A 16,422-nucleotide genomic window follows, 5' to 3' on the forward strand; every position below is an offset into this window, starting at 1 on the left:
GCGAGGCGGGGCGCTTCCTTCGAGGCAGGTCTCCTGGCTCACGGTGGGCGCCTGTGGCGCCGTCCCCTCGCCTTCCCGCGTGAGCAGTGGCGTCGTGAGGGGATTCGTACCGTTTACAGTTGCGGGGGCAGCCGCGGTGTCGCACCGCGTTCCCTCTTAGCTCCGGCCCAGACCGGAGAACCTCGGGGCGGCAAGGCTACGCAGGGTGCGCGCGGGGGTCAATGGCGGTGACCGGTGATGCCGGCAGCCAGACGTGGCAACTCGCGCAGCGATTGCCTGCCGGGCAGGTCGGCGCCGGGGACTCGGCAGAAGATCGTTGCGCGAGTCTTCCACCCTGCGCCGCGTCCACCGGCGGTGGTGCGATTGACGCCGTGCGCGGCGGCGTGCTGTTGTAAAAAAGCGTTCCGCCTGGGCGGCCGCCCTCGAAAAACCATCCCCTGCCGCGATCCGGCTCGCTTCGTCCGTCAACGTCCATGCCCTCAGCATTCTTCCCCTCTTGCTCCGATTCCCGATCTGCCCGGCTGCTGGTCGCCGGCTTCGGTTGCCGGCGCGGCTGTGGCGCCGAGGAGCTGCAGCGCCTTCTGGCGGGCAGCCTGCGAGAATGCGGACTGAACGTCGCCGATCTGCACGCCCTGGCGAGCCTCGACGGCAAGCTCGGCGAGCCGGGCCTCGTCGTCCTGGCCGAGCAGTTGGGACTGCCGCTGCACGGCCTCTGCGTGGAGCGGTTGCGGGAGTACGAGCCGCGGCTGACCAGCCACTCCGCAGCCGCCCGGCGCATCACCGGCTGCGCCGGGGTGGCCGAGGCCAGCGCCCTGGCGCTCGCCGAGGCGCTGGGCGGAGCGCCCGCCAAGCTGCTGATCGCCAAGCGGCGCAGCGCCAACGCCACCTTCGCCCTGGCGCACGTCGCCGCCCCTTCCCACCTGGAGCATCCATGACCGTCTTCTTCATCGGCGCCGGCCCCGGCGATCCGGACCTCATCACCGTACGCGGCCAGCGGCTGATCCGCAGCTGCCCGGTGATCCTCTACGCCGGCTCGCTGGTGCCGGAGGCGGTGCTGGAGGGGCACAGCGCCCATACCGTGGTGAATACCGCCGAGCTGGAGCTGGCGCAAATCGTTGACCTGCTGGCCGAAGCCCACGGGCGCGGCGAGGACGTGGCGCGCGTGCATTCGGGCGATCCATCGCTGTACGGCGCCATCGGCGAGCAGATCCGCCACCTGCGCCGGCTGGGCATTCCCTACCAGATCGTCCCCGGCGTCACCGCCACTGCCGCCTGCGCGGCGCTGCTCGGCTGCGAGCTGACCCTGCCCGAGGTGTCGCAGACGCTGATCCTCACCCGCTACGCCAGCAAGACGCAGATGCCGGCAGGCGAAGCGCTCGGCGATCTGGCTCACCACCGCGCGACCATGGCCATCCACCTGGGCGTGCGCCAGCTGCCGCAGATCGTCGCCGAACTGCTACCCCACTACGGCGCCGACTGCCCGGTCGCGGTGGTGCACCGGGCCAGCTGGCCGGATCAGGACTGGGTGCAGGGCACCCTGGCCGATATCGTCGCCAGGGTCGCCACGAAGGACTTCCGGCGCACCGCGCTGATCCTGGTCGGCCGGGTGCTGACCGCCGAGGACTTCGCCGACTCCTCGCTGTATTCGGCGCACTGACGCTGCCCGCAGGCTCCCCGCCGCCGGCAAACGCTGGGCGCCCTGCGCCTTCCGATGAATATCCGCCCGCAGTAGCGCGGACTTTCCGCAGGGCAGCGTCCATGGCGCGGGATCGCCCTGCCGATTCCCCTCAGTCGCCGCCGCTCCGTCCCGGCAGCGCCGCCACTTCCGCCAGCGCCAGGCTGCCGAAGGCGGCGCTGGCGTCCACGTAGCGCAGCGCCGATTTCACATCCTTCCAGCCGACGTATTCCATCAGCGCCTTGAGGTCCCAGCCGCTGGCGCTGGCCCAGGTGGCGAAGCCGCGGCGCAGCGAGTGGCTGCTGTAGCGTTCGGCGTCGAGGCCGGCGCGGCCCAGCGCCTGGCGCAGCAGCGGGATCACGCTGTTGGCGTGCAGCCCTGCCTCGCCCAGTCGCCCCCAGCGGTCGATGCCACGAAACACCGGCCCTTCCAGCAGTCCGGCGCTGGCGATCCACGCCTGATAGGCCTGCACCGGGCACAGGCGGCGCAGCGCCGGTGCCCGGTAGTGGGTGCCGAGGTTGTCGCGGTCGCCCTTGCTGCGCGGCAGGTACAGGCTCATGCCGACGCCGGGCTGCACGCGGATGTCCTGCACCTGCAGGCGGCACAGTTCGTCGCTGCGGAACCCGCGCCAGAAGCCCAGCAGGATCAGCGCCGCATCGCGCCGGCTACGCAGCAGCGCGGTGCGATCGCCGGCCGCCTCGGCCTGCCGGGCTTCCTCTTCCAGCGTTTCCACCACCTGCTGCAGGTCGCGCAGCTGCAGCGGCTCGGCCTGCTTCTCGCGGGCCGGATGCAGGGCACGGATGCCGCGCAGGGTCTGGCGTACCAGCGGCGCCTTGGTCGGGTCGGGGAAGCCCTGGCTGTTGTGCCACTGGGCCAGCGCCGAGAGGCGCAGCTTCAGGGTGTTCAGCGACAGCTGGCCGGCATGGGCAGCCAGGTAGCGCGCCACGCTTTCGGCGGTGGCCGGCAGGAAGCCACCCCACTCCACCTCGAAGTGCTCGATGGCGGCGCGGTAGCTGCGCCGCGTGTTGTCGCGGGTGGCCGCGTGCAGGTAGCGATCCAGATCGGACATGGGGCATTTCCCGGGCCGGTGTACCGGCATGCTGCTCGAAAGACGCCATTTTCGCCGCTTAGGCGGCGTAATACCAGTATATCCCGCATCAATATTTATGGAAAAACGCGAAATTCTATTCCGTATTTGTACTGTATTTTCGTAACATGTAATACGGTACGAAATCGACGGAGCGGCACATGGCACGCGGCGGCATCAACAAGGCATTGGTTCACAAGGCGCGGCAGGCGTTGCTTGCTCGCGGCGAGCACCCGAGCATCGACGCGGTGCGCGTCGAGCTGGGTAATACCGGCTCGAAGACCACCATTCATCGCTATTTGCGGGAGTTGGACGACGAAGGCCCACTGATTCCGGATGCACGCCCCAGCCTCAGCGACGAACTGGGCGCACTGGTCGCCGGCCTGGCCGAGCGGCTGCAGGTCGAGGCCAACGCGACCCTACAGGCCGCCGAAGCCGCCTTCGCCGAGGAGCGCAGCGGCTTGCGGAACGAGCTGGAACAGGAGCGCCGCCGCTGCGCCGAGCTGGAGGCCCAGGCGGCGCAGCAGCAGCAGGCCATGGCGGCGCTGCAGGCGGAAACGCAGCAGCTGCAGGCCCGCCTGCACGAGCAGCAGCTGGAGCTGACCCGCCTCGATCAGCTGCAGAGCGACCAGCGCATCCGCCTGGAGGAGCGCGAGCGGCAGATCGCCTCGCTGGAGGACAAGCACCGCCACGCCCGCGAGGCGCTGGAGCATTACCGTGCCTCGGTGCAGGCCCAGCGCGAGCAGGAGCAGCGACGCCACGAGGCGCAGGTGCAGCAGTTGCAGGTCGAACTGCGCCAGGGCCAGCAGGCGCTGATCGTCCGCCAGGAGGAAATCCTCCAGCTCAACCGCGACAACGAGCGGCTGCTCGGCGAACTGCGCGGCGCCCATCGCGAGCGCAGCGAACTGCAGGAACAGCAGGCCCGGCTGGCTGGCCAGCAGAACGAGCTGCACGCCCAGCTGGCACGGCTGGAAACCCGCAATGCCGGTCAGCAGGAGGCGCTGGAGCGTCTGGAGCAGAGCCGCCAGGCGCTCGGCGACGAGCTGGAGCAGGCGCGGCGCCGCGAAGTCGAACAACTGCGCCAGGCCCAGCAGACGGAGCAGGCCCTGCAGGTCGCCCTGGCCCGCTGCGAGGCGGAGCTGCAGCTATTGCGTCAGGCGCGGCAGGCGGCAAGTACCGCGCCCGGCGCTGCGCAGGGGGCACAGGAGTAGCAGCCCGCAGGGTACCGCCAGTACCGCAGCGCGCGGAGCCCTCTGTCTTCGCCGCACGCAGGTGGCGGCGCGGGCGCGCACAACCGGCGCCCCCATCGCAGCCTCCGCGCCGGCGCAAGGACATGGATGCCCTGCCGCACAGTGAAATATGCAGCGGCATCCGTAGCCGTTGTACCGGCGCCGCGATAGCCCGAACGGCGCCGGGGCTGGCCTCCTGCGGGATCTCGCCCGCGTCCTCTACCCGCCCCGCGCCACACTGCGCCATCCGGTCGCTCCGGGGCGCGGGGCGCCTGTGCTATGTTGCGCGACCTGTCACCCATGCATCTTTCTGGAGCCTCCCGCATGCCGATCCGCCCCCTGACCCTGGCCGCCCTGCTGGCCTGTGCCCTGCCGGTCTTCGCGCACGACTACAAGGTCGGCGACCTGCAGATCGACCACCCGTGGTCCCGCGAGCTGCCGCCCAACGCCCCGGCGGGCGCGGCCTACTTCACCCTGCACAACGGCGCGGCGCAGGCCGACCGCCTGCTGGGCGCCAGCACACCGCGCGCCGAACACAGCGAGCTGCACAACCACGTGCATCGCGACGGGCTGATGAAGATGGAAGAAGTGCCCAGCGTCGAGGTACCGGCGCAGGGCGAGGTGCGTTTCCAGCCGGGCGGCCTGCACGTCATGCTGTTCGGCCTCAAGCAGCCGCTCAAGGCCGGCGAGCACTTCCCGCTGACCCTGGAGTTCGAGAAGGCCGGCAAGGTCGAGGTGCAGGTTCAGGTGGAAAGCGCCGAGGCCCGGGTACCGACCGGGCACGGCGAGCATGAGGGGCACGCCGGCGGGCATGGTCACGGCCAGCACTGAGCCGCGGCGGCATTAATGCAAACGGGGAGCCCATGGGCTCCCCGTTGCGTTGCGGACTACCGCTCGCCGCTGGCGACTCAGTCGGCGCGCGGGCTGCGCAAGGTGACGAACTCCTCGGCGGCGGTCGGGTGGATGCCGATGGTCTCGTCGAACAACGCCTTGGTGGCGCCGGCCTTGAGCGCCACCGCCAGACCCTGGACGATCTCCCCGGCCTCCGGGCCGACCATGTGGCAGCCCAGCACCCGGTCGCTGTCGGCATCCACCACCAGCTTCATCAGGGTGCGCTCCTGACCGTCGCCGAGGGTCAGCTTCATCGGCCGGAAGCGGCTCTCGAATACTTTCACAGCATGCCCCTGCTCGCGCGCCTGCTGCTCGCTGAGGCCGACGGTGGCGATGTTCGGCAAGCTGAACACCGCGGTGGGGATCAGCGCGTAGTCCACCGGCCGGTATTCCTCGGGGCGGAACAGCCGGCGCGCCACCGCCATGCCTTCGGCCAGCGCCACCGGGGTCAGCTGCACGCGGCCGATCACGTCGCCGATGGCGAGGATCGACGGCGCGCTGGTGCGATACTCGTCGTCCACGGCGATGAAGCCGCGCGCATCCAGGGCCACGCCGGCGTTTTCCAGCCCGAGGTCGTCGAGCATCGGCCGCCGGCCGGTGGCGTAGAACACGCAGTCGGCCTCCAGCTGGCGACCGTCGCGCAGGGTGGCGCACAGGCTGCCGTCGGCCTGACGCTCGATGCGCTCGATGTCGCTGTTGAACTGCAGGTCCAGACCCTTCTTGCCCAGCTCCTCTTCCAGATGGCAGCGCACCGCTTCGTCGAAGCCGCGCAGGAAGCGCTCGCCGCGGTACAGCAGCGTGGTCTGCGCGCCGAAACCGTTGAAGATCGAGGCGAATTCGACGGCGATGTAACCGCCGCCGACCACCAGCACCCGCCGCGGCAGCTGCGCCAGGTGGAACACCTCGTTGGAGGTGATCGCCAGCTCGCGACCGGGGATCTCCGGCACCTGCGGCCAGCCGCCGACGGCTATCAGGATGTGTTCGGCGCTGTAGCGCCGGCCGTCCACTTCCACTTCGTGGGGGCCGAGGATGCGGGTGTGGCCTTCCAGCAGGGTCACGCCGCTGTTGACCAGCAGGTTGCGGTAGATGCCGTTGAGTCGCTGGATTTCGCGGTTCTTGTTGGCGATCAGGGTCGGCCAGTCGAACTGCGCGCCGTCCAGCGACCAGCCGAAGCCGCGCGCCTGTTCCAGCTCCTCGGCGACGTGGGCACCGTAGACCATCAGCTTCTTCGGCACGCAGCCGACGTTGACGCAGGTGCCGCCCAGGTAGCGGCTCTCGGCCACCGCCACGCGGGCGCCGAAGCCGGCGGCGAAGCGGCTGGCACGCACTCCGCCGGAGCCTGCGCCGATCACAAACAGGTCGAAATCGAATGCCATGTCGAGTCTCCTTTTTCGTTGCCGGGCAGGATACCACCGGCCGAAACGAAACTGCCCCGACCGGAACGGGCGGGGCAGTTTCGCGGCGCAAGCGGAAGCGGCGGAATCAGTAGGCCTTGCCGGCCTTGTAGAGATTCTCGTAGCAGAAGTTGGTGGCCTCGATGAAGCCCTCGGCGCTGCCGCAGTCGAAGCGCTTACCCTTGAACTTGTAGGCCAGCACGCAACCGTCCTGGGCCTGACGCATCAGCGCATCGGTGATCTGGATCTCGCCGCCCTTGCCGGGCGGGGTCTGCTCGATCAGCTCGAAGATGTCCGGAGTGAGGATGTAGCGGCCGATGATCGCCAGGTTGGAGGGCGCGTCTTCCGGCTTGGGCTTCTCGACCATGGTATGCACGCGGAAGATGTCGTCGCGGATCATCTCGCCGGCGATCACCCCGTACTTGTGGGTGTCTTCCGGCGGCACTTCCTGGATGGCGACGATCGAGCAGCGGAACTGCTTGTACAGCTTGACCATCTGCGCCAGCACGCCGTCGCCGTCCATGTTCAGGCACAGGTCGTCGGCCAGCACCACGGCGAACGGCTCGTCGCCGATCAGCGGACGACCGGTGAGGATCGCGTGGCCCAGGCCCTTCATCTCGATCTGCCGGGTGTAGGAGAAGGTGCACTCGTCGATCAGACGGCGAATGCCGACCAGGTACTTCTCCTTGTCGGTGTCGCGGATCTGCTCTTCCAGCTCGTAGCTGATGTCGAAGTGATCCTCGATGGCGCGCTTGCCGCGCCCGGTGACGATGGAAATCTCCCGCAGGCCGGCGTCCAGCGCCTCCTCGGCCGCGTACTGGATCAGTGGCTTGTTCACCACCGGCAACATTTCCTTGGGCATGGCCTTGGTTGCGGGCAGGAAGCGGGTGCCATAACCAGCTGCCGGGAAGAGACACTTCTTGATCATGATGAGCGGAACCTTGGAGTTGGAAGTACCGGGGGCGGCAGTCTAATCAGCCGACCAGCGGCTTACAACGGACAAATGGGCGAGCCGCCTTAAGCATCGATTAAGCCGGCGTGGCTAGGCTGTGCGATCATCGCAAACGCCACATGGCGCCCATCCAGAACAATAACTCGATCACAAGGAAGCCTCCCCATGGCGCACGCTGCACCGCGTCGTACCGATGCCTTTTATTGGCTGCTCACCTGGCTCGCGCTGGCCCTCCATCTGGGACGCTTCTTCGAGCTGGCCGCCGCTCCGCTGCTGGCCGTCTACCAACTGGTGCTGATCGGTAGCTATGCCCTGCTGTTCGTCGCGCCGATCTGGGCGCTGAGCCGCCTGGCGGGCCGCTTCGCGCCCAGGGCCGGCGCCGTGCTGTCGGTGCTGCTGGCCGGCGCTGTGCAACTGGCGCTGTATGGCGATCACCTGCTCTGGCAGCTGTACGGCTTCCACCTCAACGGTTTCGTCTGGAACATCCTCACCACTCCGGGCGGCATCGCCGCGCTGGGTTCCTCCGCGTCCACCGAGCGCGAGGTGGCCCTGCTGGCCGCCGGACTGTTCGCCCTGCAGGGCGCGCTGCGCCTGCTGGCTGCCGCACTGGCCCGCCGCGCGCTGCCGGCGCCGCGCCTGGCCTGGGTGCTGCCGCTGTTCGTCGTCGCCACCCTCGGCGAGCGGATCAGCTATGGCGTCAGCCACTTCTACGGCTACAGCCCGCTGCTGGAGAACGCCCAGCGCATGCCCTTCTACCAGCCGCTGACCATGCGCCGGGTGCTGGAGAAGCAGTTCGGCCTGGAGCGCCCGCAGCGCCTGGAAGTCGCCAGCGCCAAGCTCGACGGCCAGCTGCGCTATCCGCAGGCGCCGCTGCGCATCGAGGCGCCGGCCAAGCCGCTGAATATCGTCTGGCTGGTCGCCGAATCCTGGCGCGCCGACACCCTGAACGCGCGGGTGATGCCGCAGACCCACGCCTTCGCCCAGCGCGCCCAGCACTTCACCCGCCATTTCTCCGGTGGCAACGGTACGCGCATCGGCATGTTCAGCCAGTTCTACGGCCTGCCGGCCAACCTGTGGTTCCCGGTGCTCGACGCCCGCGTCGGCAGCCCGCTGATCGACGTGCTGCAGCAGCAGGACTACCAGATCAAGCTGTTCACCAGCGCGCGCTTCAGCTACCCGGAATTCGACAAGACGCTGTTCGTCAAGGTGCCGCGCGAGCAGATGGTCGAGGACGATCAGGGCGAAACCTGGGCCCGCGACCGGCGCAACGTCGACAACCTGCTGAAGTTCGTCGAGCAGCGCGATCCGGCCCGGCCGTTCATGACCTTCCTGTTCTTCGAGTCGCCGCACGCCAACTACAACTTCCCGCCCGAGTCGGTGATCGAGCCGGACTACCTGCCCGACTTCAGCTACGCCAGCATGGACCTTACGCGCGACATCAAGGGCATCCACAACCGCTACCTCAATGCCGTACACCACCTGGACAGCCAACTGGCGCGAGTCACCGCACATCTGGAGAAGAACGGCCTGCTGGACAACACCCTGGTGGTGATCACCGGCGACCATGGGGAAGAGTTCATGGAAAAGGGCCGCTGGGGCCACAACTCCACCTTCGTCGACGAGCAGATCCGCGTACCGCTGGTGCTCTGGGTACCCGGCCGCGCGGCGCATCTGGAAGACCTGCGCACCAGCCACATGGACCTGCTGCCGACCGTGCTGCCGCTGCTCGGCGTGCAGAATCCCAGCCAGGACTACGCCGTCGGCCGCAGCCTGTTCTCGGCGCAGCCGAACCGCCTGCTGCTGGCCGGCAACTGGGATCGCCTGGCCTTCCTCGGCGAGCAGCACAAGCTGGTGCTGCCGTTCACCAGCGGCAGCTTCGTCGGCCTGGACGTCAGCCACGCCGACGACCGTCAGGTGCTCGACAGCAGCAAGGTTCTGCAGAACAAGCTGCCGGCGATCCAGGCGGAAATGAGCAGCCTGCGGCGCTTCCTCGCCCACTGAGCCGGGCTGTCACACCAGCCACCGCGTCCTCTCTCTTGCCCCGCGACAGCCCGGCATCCTTGCCGTTGCCGCGGGGCATCGCCCCTCTCGCACTGATTACCGAATGGCACGATCTTTCAAGCGTGAAGGTTTACCAATAATTCATTATGGTAAATAAAGACTCGTAAACTGGTGCTTGGTCGGTGCGGCGGCTCAGTGTTGCCGTGGCAGCTCCAGCACGAAACGGGTCAGTTCGTGGGCAGACTCGCAGGCGATACGGCCACGGTGGGCTTCGAGGATCGAGCGGGTGATCGCCAGGCCGAGACCGGCCTGGCCGCCCTCTTCGCGGCGTGCCGGATCGATGCGGTAGAAACGGTCGAACAGCCGCGCGCGATGGGCCTCGTCGATCGCCGGCCCCGGATTCTCCACACTCAGGCGCAGCACCTCGTCCACCGCGACGATTCGCACCACGATGCAGCCCCCGGGCGGGGTGTAGCGCAGCGCGTTGGACAGCACATTGGACAGCGCCCGGCGCAGCATGCCCTCGTCGCCCTCGACCCAGCCCTCCCCGCAGCGCTGCAACCGGATATCGCCCTCCTCGGCCAGCCAGCGGTAGTAGTCGAGCAGGCCGTCGACCAGCCCATGCAGGGCCAGGCGGCGGCGCTCCGGAACGATCAGGCCGTTGTCGGCCTTGGCCAGGAACAGCATGTCGTCGATCATCCGCGCCATGCGCTTCACGTCGTCGAGATTGCCGTACAGCGCCTCCCGGTACTCCTCCAGGCTGCGCGCGCGGCCGAGCACCACCTCGGTCCGGGTGATCAGTTGGGTCAGCGGCGTGCGCAGCTCGTGGGCGATGTCGGCGGAGAAGTTCGATAGCCGCACGAAGGCTTCGTCCAGGCGCGCCAGCATGTCGTTGAAGGCATCCACCAGCGGGCGCAGCTCCACCGGCACGGCCGCCAGGGGGATCCGCTCCTTGAGCGAGCGCGCCGAGACCTGGGTGGCCACTTGGGTCACCTCGCGCAGCGGACGCAGACCGCTGCGCGCCACCAGCCAGCCGAGCCCAGCGCTGAGCAGAGCGCAGATGCCCAGCGCCATCCATAGCCAGCGCCCCAGTTCGGCGAAGAACGCCGCATGATGGGTCACATCCAGCCCCAGCAGCAGGGTCAGCGGCCGCTCCGCGCCGGGCGGCGTCAACGGCGCGCGCAGGCCGCGCAGCAGGCGGCCGTCCTCGCGCCACTCCCAGAACGGCGCCGGATCGTGGAGGAACCGCGGAGGAATCGCCTTGCCCGGCGGCTCGGCGAACAGCTCGCGCCCGCTGGCATCGACGATCCGCGCGCGCAGGTCCTGATGGGCGCCGAGCAGGGCATGCAGCTGCGGCTGTAGGGCGGCGAGGTCGCCGCGTCCTTGCAGACTGCCGAACAGGCGCTGGCTGGCCTGCAGTTTCTCGTGCAGGGCGTGGCGGTCCAGCTCGATGAAGTGCTCGCGGCTCAGGTGCTGCACCGCCAGGCCGGCGGCCAGCAGCACGCCGGTCAGCGCCAGCATGAACAGCACGCCGAGCCGCGCGGTCAGCGACAGACGAGCCATCACTCGGGCAGGTCCAGCCGGTAGCCCATGCCGCGCACGGTATGGATCAGCTTGGGCGAGAAATCGTCGTCTATCTTCAGCCTCAGGCGGCGAATCGCCACCTCGATGACGTTGGTATCGCTGTCGAAGTTCATATCCCAGACCTGCGAGGCGATCAGCGACTTGGGCAGCACCTCGCCGCGCCTGCGCAGCAGCAGTTCGAGCAGGGCGAACTCCTTGGCGGTCAGCTCGATGCGCCGCCCGGCACGCACCGCGCGGCGCTTGAGCAGGTCCACTTCCAGATCGGCGATCTGCAGGCAGGTCGGCTGTGCGCTGACCTGACCGCGACGCAGCAGGCTGCGCACCCGCGCCAGCAGCTCGGCGAAGGCGAACGGCTTGACCAGGTAGTCGTCGGCGCCCAGCTCCAGCCCCTTGACCCGGTCGTCGACGCCATCGCGCGCGGTGAGAAACAGCACCGGCAGCTCCAGCCCGGCGGCGCGCAGGCGTTGCAGCACCGCCCAGCCGTCCAGTTCCGGCAGCATCACATCGAGAATCAGCAGGTCGTGCCCGCCGCCCAGCAGCGCGTGCAGTGCGGCGGCGCCGTCCGGCGCCCGCTCGACGGAAAATCCCGCCTCGCACAGCCCTTGTTGCAGATAGGCGGCGATCTTCGGATCGTCCTCGGCCAGCAGAATTTGCATGGTGCACCTCTCACTCATCCCGCGCGCATTGTGCAGCGCACGCCTCATACTCACCAGTCGCCGCGCCGAGCTGACAGAACGGTAATCTTCGCCTCAGCTTACCGACAGCCAGGCACCTCTATGCTTAGTTCAGGGTGCCTTTGCACCCTCTGTGCGACACGACACGCCCGTGCCACCCATACCGCCCAGACAGGAAGGAACCCATGCCCCTCCGTACCTCGCGCCGCACCTTCATCAAGGCCCTGGCCGCCGGCGGCGCCCTGGCCGGCCTCGGCCTCTGGCGCGCCCCGGTCTGGGCGCTGGACAGCCCCGGCCAGCGCGGCGTGCTGGCCGGCAGCGAGTTCGACCTGGACATCGCCGCGCTGCCGGTCAACTTCACCGGCCGCCCGCGCACCGCACTGGCCATCAACGGCAGCCTGCCCGGCCCGGTGCTGCGCTGGCGCGAGGGCGACACCGTGACCCTGCGGGTGCGCAACCGCCTCAAGGAGGACACCTCGATCCACTGGCACGGCATCCTCCTGCCGGCCAACATGGACGGCGTGCCCGGCTTCAGCTTCGCCGGCATCGCGCCGGACGGCATGTACGAATACACGTTCAAGGTGAAGCAAAGCGGCACCTACTGGTACCACAGCCACTCCGGCTTCCAGGAACAGCAGGGCGTCTACGGGGCGCTGGTGATCGACCCGCGCGAACCCGAGCCCTTCCCGTACGAGCGCGACTATGTGGTGCTGCTCTCCGACTGGACCGACGAGAACCCGGCGCGGGTGCTGGCCAAGCTGAAGAAGCAGGCCGACTACTACAACCCGCAGCGCCGCACCCTCGGCGACTTCATCGACGACGTGGCCGTGCATGGCTGGCGCGACGCCTTCGGCGAGCGCTGGGCCTGGGCGAAGATGAACATGAGCCCCACCGATCTGGCCGACGTCAGCGCCACCACCTACACCTACCTGCTCAACGGCCAGGCTCCGGACGGCAACTGGACCGCCCTGTTCCAGCCCGGCGAGCGCGTCCGCCTGCGCCTGATCAACGCCTCGGCGATGACCTACTTCGACTTCCGCATCCCCGGCCTCAAGCTCACCGTGATCGCCGCCGATGGCCAGCCCGTCGAGCCGGTGGAGGTCGACGAGATCCGCCTGGGCGTGGCGGAAACCTACGACGTGATCGTCACCCCGGATGGCCGTCAGGACGCCTACACCCTGTTTGCCCAGTCCATGGACCGCAGCGGCTACGCCCGCGGCACCCTGGCGCTGCGCGAAGGGCTCAGCGCGCCGGTGCCCGAACCCGATCCGCGTCCCGAACTGAGCATGGCCGACATGGGCCACGGCGCACATGGCGGGCATGCTGGCCATGGCAGCAATGCCGCGGCGAACCCGCACACCGGCCACGGCGCCGGCATGGGCCATGGCGCGATGCACCACGGCGACATGGACCACGCGGCCATGGCCGGGATGGCTCACGGGCAGATGACGGGCATGGATCACGCCGGCATGAGCGGCATGCCCCACGATGCAACGGCAGGCGCGCTCATCGCCATGCGCGGCCATCCGACCAGCGAAACCGGCAATCCCCTGCTCGACATGCAGACCGAACAGCCGACCCACAAACTCGACGACCCCGGCATCGGCCTGCGCGACAACGGCCGCCGGGTGCTGACCTACGCCGACCTGCGCAGCCGCTTCGCCGATCCGGACGGCCGCGCGCCGAGCCGCACCATCGAGCTGCACCTGACCGGCCACATGGAGCGCTTCGCCTGGTCGTTCGACGGCATTCCCTTCGCCGACGCAGAGCCGATCCGCCTCGCCTACGGCGAGCGGGTACGCTTCGTGCTGGTCAACGACACCATGATGCACCACCCCGTTCACCTGCACGGCCTGTGGAGCGACCTGGAGGACGAGTACGGCAACTTCCGGGTGCGCAAGCACACCATCGACATGCCGCCGGGCTCGATCCGCAGCTACCGCGTCACCGCCGACGCCCTCGGCCGCTGGGCCTATCACTGCCACATGCTGATGCACATGGATCTCGGCATGTTCCGTGAAGTTCACGTTGAAGAATCAGGAGTTACCCGATGAGCACCTTCGGCACAACCGCTGCCCTGGCCCTGGGCCTCGGTCTGCTCGCCAGCGCCCAGGCCGCCGAGCCGCAGGATCACGCGGGGCATGCCGGGCACGGCGGAACCGCGCCGACCGAGAGCGACAAGCACAGCGCCCATCACCCACAACCTGCAGCGCCGGCGCCGGCAGGCCAGGGCATGCCGATGATGGATCACGGGCAGATGGGCCATGGTGGCATGAGCCACGAGCAGATGATGCAGATGTATCAGCAGCACATGCAGGGCCAGCCGCAGGCGGCGCCCGGCGCCGGTGCGCACGCCGGCCATCATCCCGACGGCTACCCGAGGGCTCCGGTGCCGCCGGTCACCGACGCCGACCGCGCCGCCGCCTTCCCCGACCTGCCGCCGCACACCATGCACCAGGGCGGTATCAACCACCTGTTCATCGCCGACCAGTTGGAATGGCAGGACGCCGACGACGGCAGCGCCCTGGCCTGGGACCTGAACGGCTGGATCGGCGGCGATATCGACCGTCTCGCCTTCCGCTCCGAGGGCGAGCGTGTTGCCGGCCGCACCGAGTCGGCCGAGCTGCAGCTGCTGTGGAGTCATGCCATCGGTCCGTGGTGGGAATCGGTGCTCGGTGTGCGTCAGGACTTCAAGCCGGGCCCGGCGCAGACCTGGGTTGCCTTCGGCATGCAGGGCATGCCGCTGTACGGCCTGGAAACCGAGGCCACCGCCTTTCTCGGCGAGGCCGGCCAGAGCGCCCTGCGCCTGAGCGCCGAATACGACCTGCTGCTGACCCAGCGACTGATCCTGCAACCCGCCGCCGAACTCAACCTGTACGGCCGTACCGACGAGGAGCGCGGCGTCGGCTCGGGTCTCTCCGATCTCGAACTGGGCCTGCGCCTGCGCTACGAGATCCGCCGCGAATTCGCTCCCTACCTCGGGGTAAGCTGGCACCGCGCCTACGGCAACACCGCCGACCTGCACCGCGCGCACGGCGAGGACCTCGGCGAGGCGCGGCTGGTGGCGGGGGTGCGGTTCTGGTTCTGAGGCCCGCCCTCGGGCCGGGCCGGCTTGGCGGCTAACGGTTCTGCCGGAGCGCGGGGCATCGCGGCGCGAGCGCCCCGCTCCACACAGGCTTTGCAGACGCCTCGGGCAGTCATGGGATTGCCCAGCAAGACCACCGACGGCGGGAACCCGCCCGTGGCAAAGCTGCTAGAATGGCGCGGATTTTTTCAGCCCCGTGAGTGTCGCCGTGGAACTCTTTAAAGAATTCACCTTCGAAGCCGCCCATCTCCTGCCCCATGTCCCCGAGGGCCACAAGTGCGGGCGTCTGCATGGTCACTCGTTCCGCGTGGCGATCTACATCGAGGGCGAGGTAGACCCCTATACCGGCTGGATCCGCGACTTCGGCGAGATCAAGGCGATCTTCAAGCCGATCTACGACCGTCTCGACCACTACTACCTGAACGACATCCCCGGCCTGGAAAATCCCACCAGCGAGAACCTCGCCAAGTGGGTCTGGCAACAGCTCAAGCCGCTGCTGCCGGAGCTGTCGCGGGTGCGCATCCACGAAACCTGCACCAGCGGCTGCGAGTATCGCGGCGACTGATTCCTCCCGCCCAACCGGGCCGTTCGTCGCGGCCCGGTCATGGCGGCATGTTCTATCGAGCGGCTCTTGAGCGCCTCCTTTGGCTTATTAATCCGGCAATACAATAGGGCATAATCAGCGTTTTTCACCATGACCAGCGACGCACGAAGCCTCAGCCCCTTGGAACAGCGCGAAAAACGCGCTATCGCCCTACGCATGCGCGAGCAGGGGTATACCTACAGAGCCATCGGCGAAGCCGTTGGCGTTCATCTGCGCACGGTGGCGCATTGGGTCGCGATCGCGGAGCACCAGGGCAAAGAGGCCGCGATCGAAGGTGGCCAGCGCGGATCGCTGCCGGGGGAGCGACGCAGCCTGTCCTCCGAGCAGGAGTCACTGATTCGCACCCTGTTGCTCGACACCATGCCGGATCAGTTGAAGCTGGACTTCGCGCTCTGGACGCGTGATGCGGTGCGCGCCCTGATCGCCCTGCACTGCGGCTTTCAGATGCCTATCCGGACAGTCGGTGAATACCTCAAGCGTTGGGGCTATACCCCACAACGCCCGTTGAAGCGCGCCTACCAGCAGAAGCCCGAGGCGATAAAGCGCTGGCTGGAAACCGAGTATCCGAAGATCGAGCAGCGCGCCAAGGCCGAGGGCGGCGAGATCCACTGGGGCGATGAAACCGGCCTGCGCAGCGACAGTCATGCAGGGCGCAGCTACGCCCCGGCAGGGCGGACGCCCGTACGCGAAGTCAGCGGAAGCCGCTTTGCCACGAACATGATTTCGACGGTGACCAACCGGGGCAAGCTGCGCTTCATGCTGTACCGGGAAACCATGACAGCGGTCGTGCTGATCCGCTTCCTGGGGCGACTGATCCGGGATACCAGCGGGCGCAAGGTCTTCCTGGTCTTGGACAACCTGCGCGTGCACCACAGCAAGAAGGTCAAAGCCTGGCTGGAGGGGCGGCGCGAACGGATTGAGGTGTTCTTTCTGCCCGCCTACGCCCCCGAGCTCAACCCGGACGAATACCTGAATGGCGATCTCAAGCATCAGGTGCGCAGCGGGCCAAGTTTGAAAAGTCGGGATGCGTTGGAAGGCCGAGTCCGCTCGGTCATGCGGCGCCTTCAATCAAAGCCCGAGCGGATTCGTTCCTACTTCCGACATCCCAAAATCGCGTATGCAGCATGATTTGGGGTATTGGGTTGCCGGATTAATATCGGGAAATAATCTAAGCTCCCTGCCCTTCCTTTGCTAATTTCATCCCAATAAGACGGTTAACTCCTTCGAGCAACCTGAATTGAACAAG

The 16,422-nt window shown here is 68.1% G+C and carries 14 protein-coding genes and 1 riboswitch; of the genes, 9 read left to right on the forward strand and 5 right to left on the reverse strand.

Annotated elements, in window-relative coordinates:
• Positions 1-20: 20 nt before the first annotated feature.
• A riboswitch (cobalamin riboswitch) is annotated at positions 21-185 on the reverse strand.
• A gap of 288 nt (positions 186-473) precedes the next feature.
• Together BLU22_RS12725 and cobM are read left to right on the forward strand one after the other, a co-directional pair.
• Positions 474-935: a cobalamin biosynthesis protein gene (locus BLU22_RS12725; protein WP_090215175.1), complete on the forward strand. Its 462-nt coding sequence runs from the start codon at positions 474-476 to the stop codon at positions 933-935.
• Positions 932-1,657, forward strand: a complete 726-nt coding sequence (gene cobM, locus BLU22_RS12730) for a precorrin-4 C(11)-methyltransferase (protein ID WP_090215177.1) — start codon at positions 932-934, stop codon at positions 1,655-1,657. The genes BLU22_RS12725 and cobM overlap by 4 nt, the downstream gene beginning before the upstream one ends.
• A gap of 130 nt (positions 1,658-1,787) precedes the next feature.
• On the opposite strand, the gene BLU22_RS12735 is transcribed toward cobM, so the two are convergent.
• Complete coding sequence (locus BLU22_RS12735; protein WP_090215179.1) at positions 1,788-2,744, reverse strand: site-specific integrase; 957 nt, start codon at positions 2,742-2,744, stop codon at positions 1,788-1,790.
• Positions 2,745-2,923: 179 nt separating this feature from the next.
• Here BLU22_RS12735 and BLU22_RS12740 point away from each other — a divergent pair, with 179 nt between their 5' ends.
• Positions 2,924-3,973, forward strand: coding sequence for a DNA-binding protein (locus BLU22_RS12740; protein WP_090215181.1), 1,050 nt, complete (start codon positions 2,924-2,926; stop codon positions 3,971-3,973).
• 342 nt (positions 3,974-4,315) lie between these two features.
• The gene (locus tag BLU22_RS12745; protein ID WP_090215184.1) at positions 4,316-4,822 is read left to right on the forward strand and encodes a copper chaperone PCu(A)C; all 507 of its coding nucleotides are present in this window, start codon (positions 4,316-4,318) and stop codon (positions 4,820-4,822) included.
• Between the two features lie 77 nt (positions 4,823-4,899).
• On the opposite strand, the gene gorA is transcribed toward BLU22_RS12745, so the two are convergent.
• Together gorA and galU are read right to left on the reverse strand one after the other, a co-directional pair.
• Positions 4,900-6,258 carry a glutathione-disulfide reductase gene (gene gorA / locus BLU22_RS12750; protein WP_090215185.1) on the reverse strand — a complete coding sequence of 453 codons (1,359 nt, stop codon included), beginning with the start codon at positions 6,256-6,258 and terminating at the stop codon, positions 4,900-4,902.
• A 106-nt stretch (positions 6,259-6,364) separates the two neighbouring features.
• Positions 6,365-7,204: a UTP--glucose-1-phosphate uridylyltransferase GalU gene (galU, locus tag BLU22_RS12755; RefSeq protein WP_090215187.1), complete on the reverse strand. Its 840-nt coding sequence runs from the start codon at positions 7,202-7,204 to the stop codon at positions 6,365-6,367.
• 189 nt (positions 7,205-7,393) lie between these two features.
• Here galU and BLU22_RS12760 point away from each other — a divergent pair, with 189 nt between their 5' ends.
• Complete coding sequence (locus BLU22_RS12760; protein WP_090215190.1) at positions 7,394-9,229, forward strand: sulfatase-like hydrolase/transferase; 1,836 nt, start codon at positions 7,394-7,396, stop codon at positions 9,227-9,229.
• Positions 9,230-9,421: 192 nt separating this feature from the next.
• On the opposite strand, the gene BLU22_RS12765 is transcribed toward BLU22_RS12760, so the two are convergent.
• Together BLU22_RS12765 and BLU22_RS12770 are read right to left on the reverse strand one after the other, a co-directional pair.
• Positions 9,422-10,792 carry a heavy metal sensor histidine kinase gene (locus BLU22_RS12765; RefSeq protein WP_090215192.1) on the reverse strand — a complete coding sequence of 457 codons (1,371 nt, stop codon included), beginning with the start codon at positions 10,790-10,792 and terminating at the stop codon, positions 9,422-9,424.
• Positions 10,792-11,469: a heavy metal response regulator transcription factor gene (locus tag BLU22_RS12770; RefSeq protein WP_090215195.1), complete on the reverse strand. Its 678-nt coding sequence runs from the start codon at positions 11,467-11,469 to the stop codon at positions 10,792-10,794. The genes BLU22_RS12765 and BLU22_RS12770 overlap by 1 nt, the downstream gene beginning before the upstream one ends.
• Positions 11,470-11,672: 203 nt before the next feature.
• On the opposite strand from BLU22_RS12770, the gene BLU22_RS12775 reads away from it, so the two are divergent.
• The 4 genes from BLU22_RS12775 (at position 11,673) to BLU22_RS12790 (ending at position 16,304) form a co-directional block, all read left to right on the forward strand.
• Positions 11,673-13,541, forward strand: coding sequence for a copper resistance system multicopper oxidase (locus tag BLU22_RS12775; protein ID WP_090215197.1), 1,869 nt, complete (start codon positions 11,673-11,675; stop codon positions 13,539-13,541).
• Positions 13,538-14,575 (forward strand): copper resistance protein B, encoded by a 1,038-nt coding sequence (locus BLU22_RS12780; RefSeq protein WP_090215200.1) that lies wholly within the window; start codon positions 13,538-13,540, stop codon positions 14,573-14,575. Before BLU22_RS12775 ends, BLU22_RS12780 begins: the two co-directional genes overlap by 4 nt.
• 205 nt (positions 14,576-14,780) lie before the next feature.
• Positions 14,781-15,137, forward strand: coding sequence for a 6-carboxytetrahydropterin synthase QueD (gene queD, locus BLU22_RS12785; protein WP_090215203.1), 357 nt, complete (start codon positions 14,781-14,783; stop codon positions 15,135-15,137).
• Between the two features lie 129 nt (positions 15,138-15,266).
• Entirely contained in the window at positions 15,267-16,304 is a 1,038-nt protein-coding gene (locus tag BLU22_RS12790) for an IS630 family transposase (protein ID WP_090211663.1), read from the forward strand.
• Positions 16,305-16,422 lie beyond the last annotated feature (118 nt).

The sequence above is a fragment of the Pseudomonas guangdongensis genome (assembly GCF_900105885.1).
GTDB classification, from domain to species: domain Bacteria; phylum Pseudomonadota; class Gammaproteobacteria; order Pseudomonadales; family Pseudomonadaceae; genus Geopseudomonas; species Geopseudomonas guangdongensis.

Coding starts and splice junctions, on each gene's coding strand:
- BLU22_RS12745 (WP_090215184.1), top strand. CDS start 4,316: ATGCCGATCCGCCCCCTGACCCTGGCCGCCCTGCTGGCCTGTGCCCTG.
- BLU22_RS12725 (WP_090215175.1), top strand. CDS start 474: ATGCCCTCAGCATTCTTCCCCTCTTGCTCCGATTCCCGATCTGCCCGG.
- BLU22_RS12740 (WP_090215181.1), top strand. CDS start 2,924: ATGGCACGCGGCGGCATCAACAAGGCATTGGTTCACAAGGCGCGGCAG.
- BLU22_RS12770 (WP_090215195.1), bottom strand. CDS start 11,469: ATGCAAATTCTGCTGGCCGAGGACGATCCGAAGATCGCCGCCTATCTG.
- BLU22_RS12765 (WP_090215192.1), bottom strand. CDS start 10,792: ATGGCTCGTCTGTCGCTGACCGCGCGGCTCGGCGTGCTGTTCATGCTG.
- gorA (WP_090215185.1), bottom strand. CDS start 6,258: ATGGCATTCGATTTCGACCTGTTTGTGATCGGCGCAGGCTCCGGCGGA.
- BLU22_RS12735 (WP_090215179.1), bottom strand. CDS start 2,744: ATGTCCGATCTGGATCGCTACCTGCACGCGGCCACCCGCGACAACACG.
- galU (WP_090215187.1), bottom strand. CDS start 7,204: ATGATCAAGAAGTGTCTCTTCCCGGCAGCTGGTTATGGCACCCGCTTC.
- BLU22_RS12775 (WP_090215197.1), top strand. CDS start 11,673: ATGCCCCTCCGTACCTCGCGCCGCACCTTCATCAAGGCCCTGGCCGCC.
- cobM (WP_090215177.1), top strand. CDS start 932: ATGACCGTCTTCTTCATCGGCGCCGGCCCCGGCGATCCGGACCTCATC.
- BLU22_RS12780 (WP_090215200.1), top strand. CDS start 13,538: ATGAGCACCTTCGGCACAACCGCTGCCCTGGCCCTGGGCCTCGGTCTG.
- BLU22_RS12790 (WP_090211663.1), top strand. CDS start 15,267: ATGACCAGCGACGCACGAAGCCTCAGCCCCTTGGAACAGCGCGAAAAA.
- BLU22_RS12760 (WP_090215190.1), top strand. CDS start 7,394: ATGGCGCACGCTGCACCGCGTCGTACCGATGCCTTTTATTGGCTGCTC.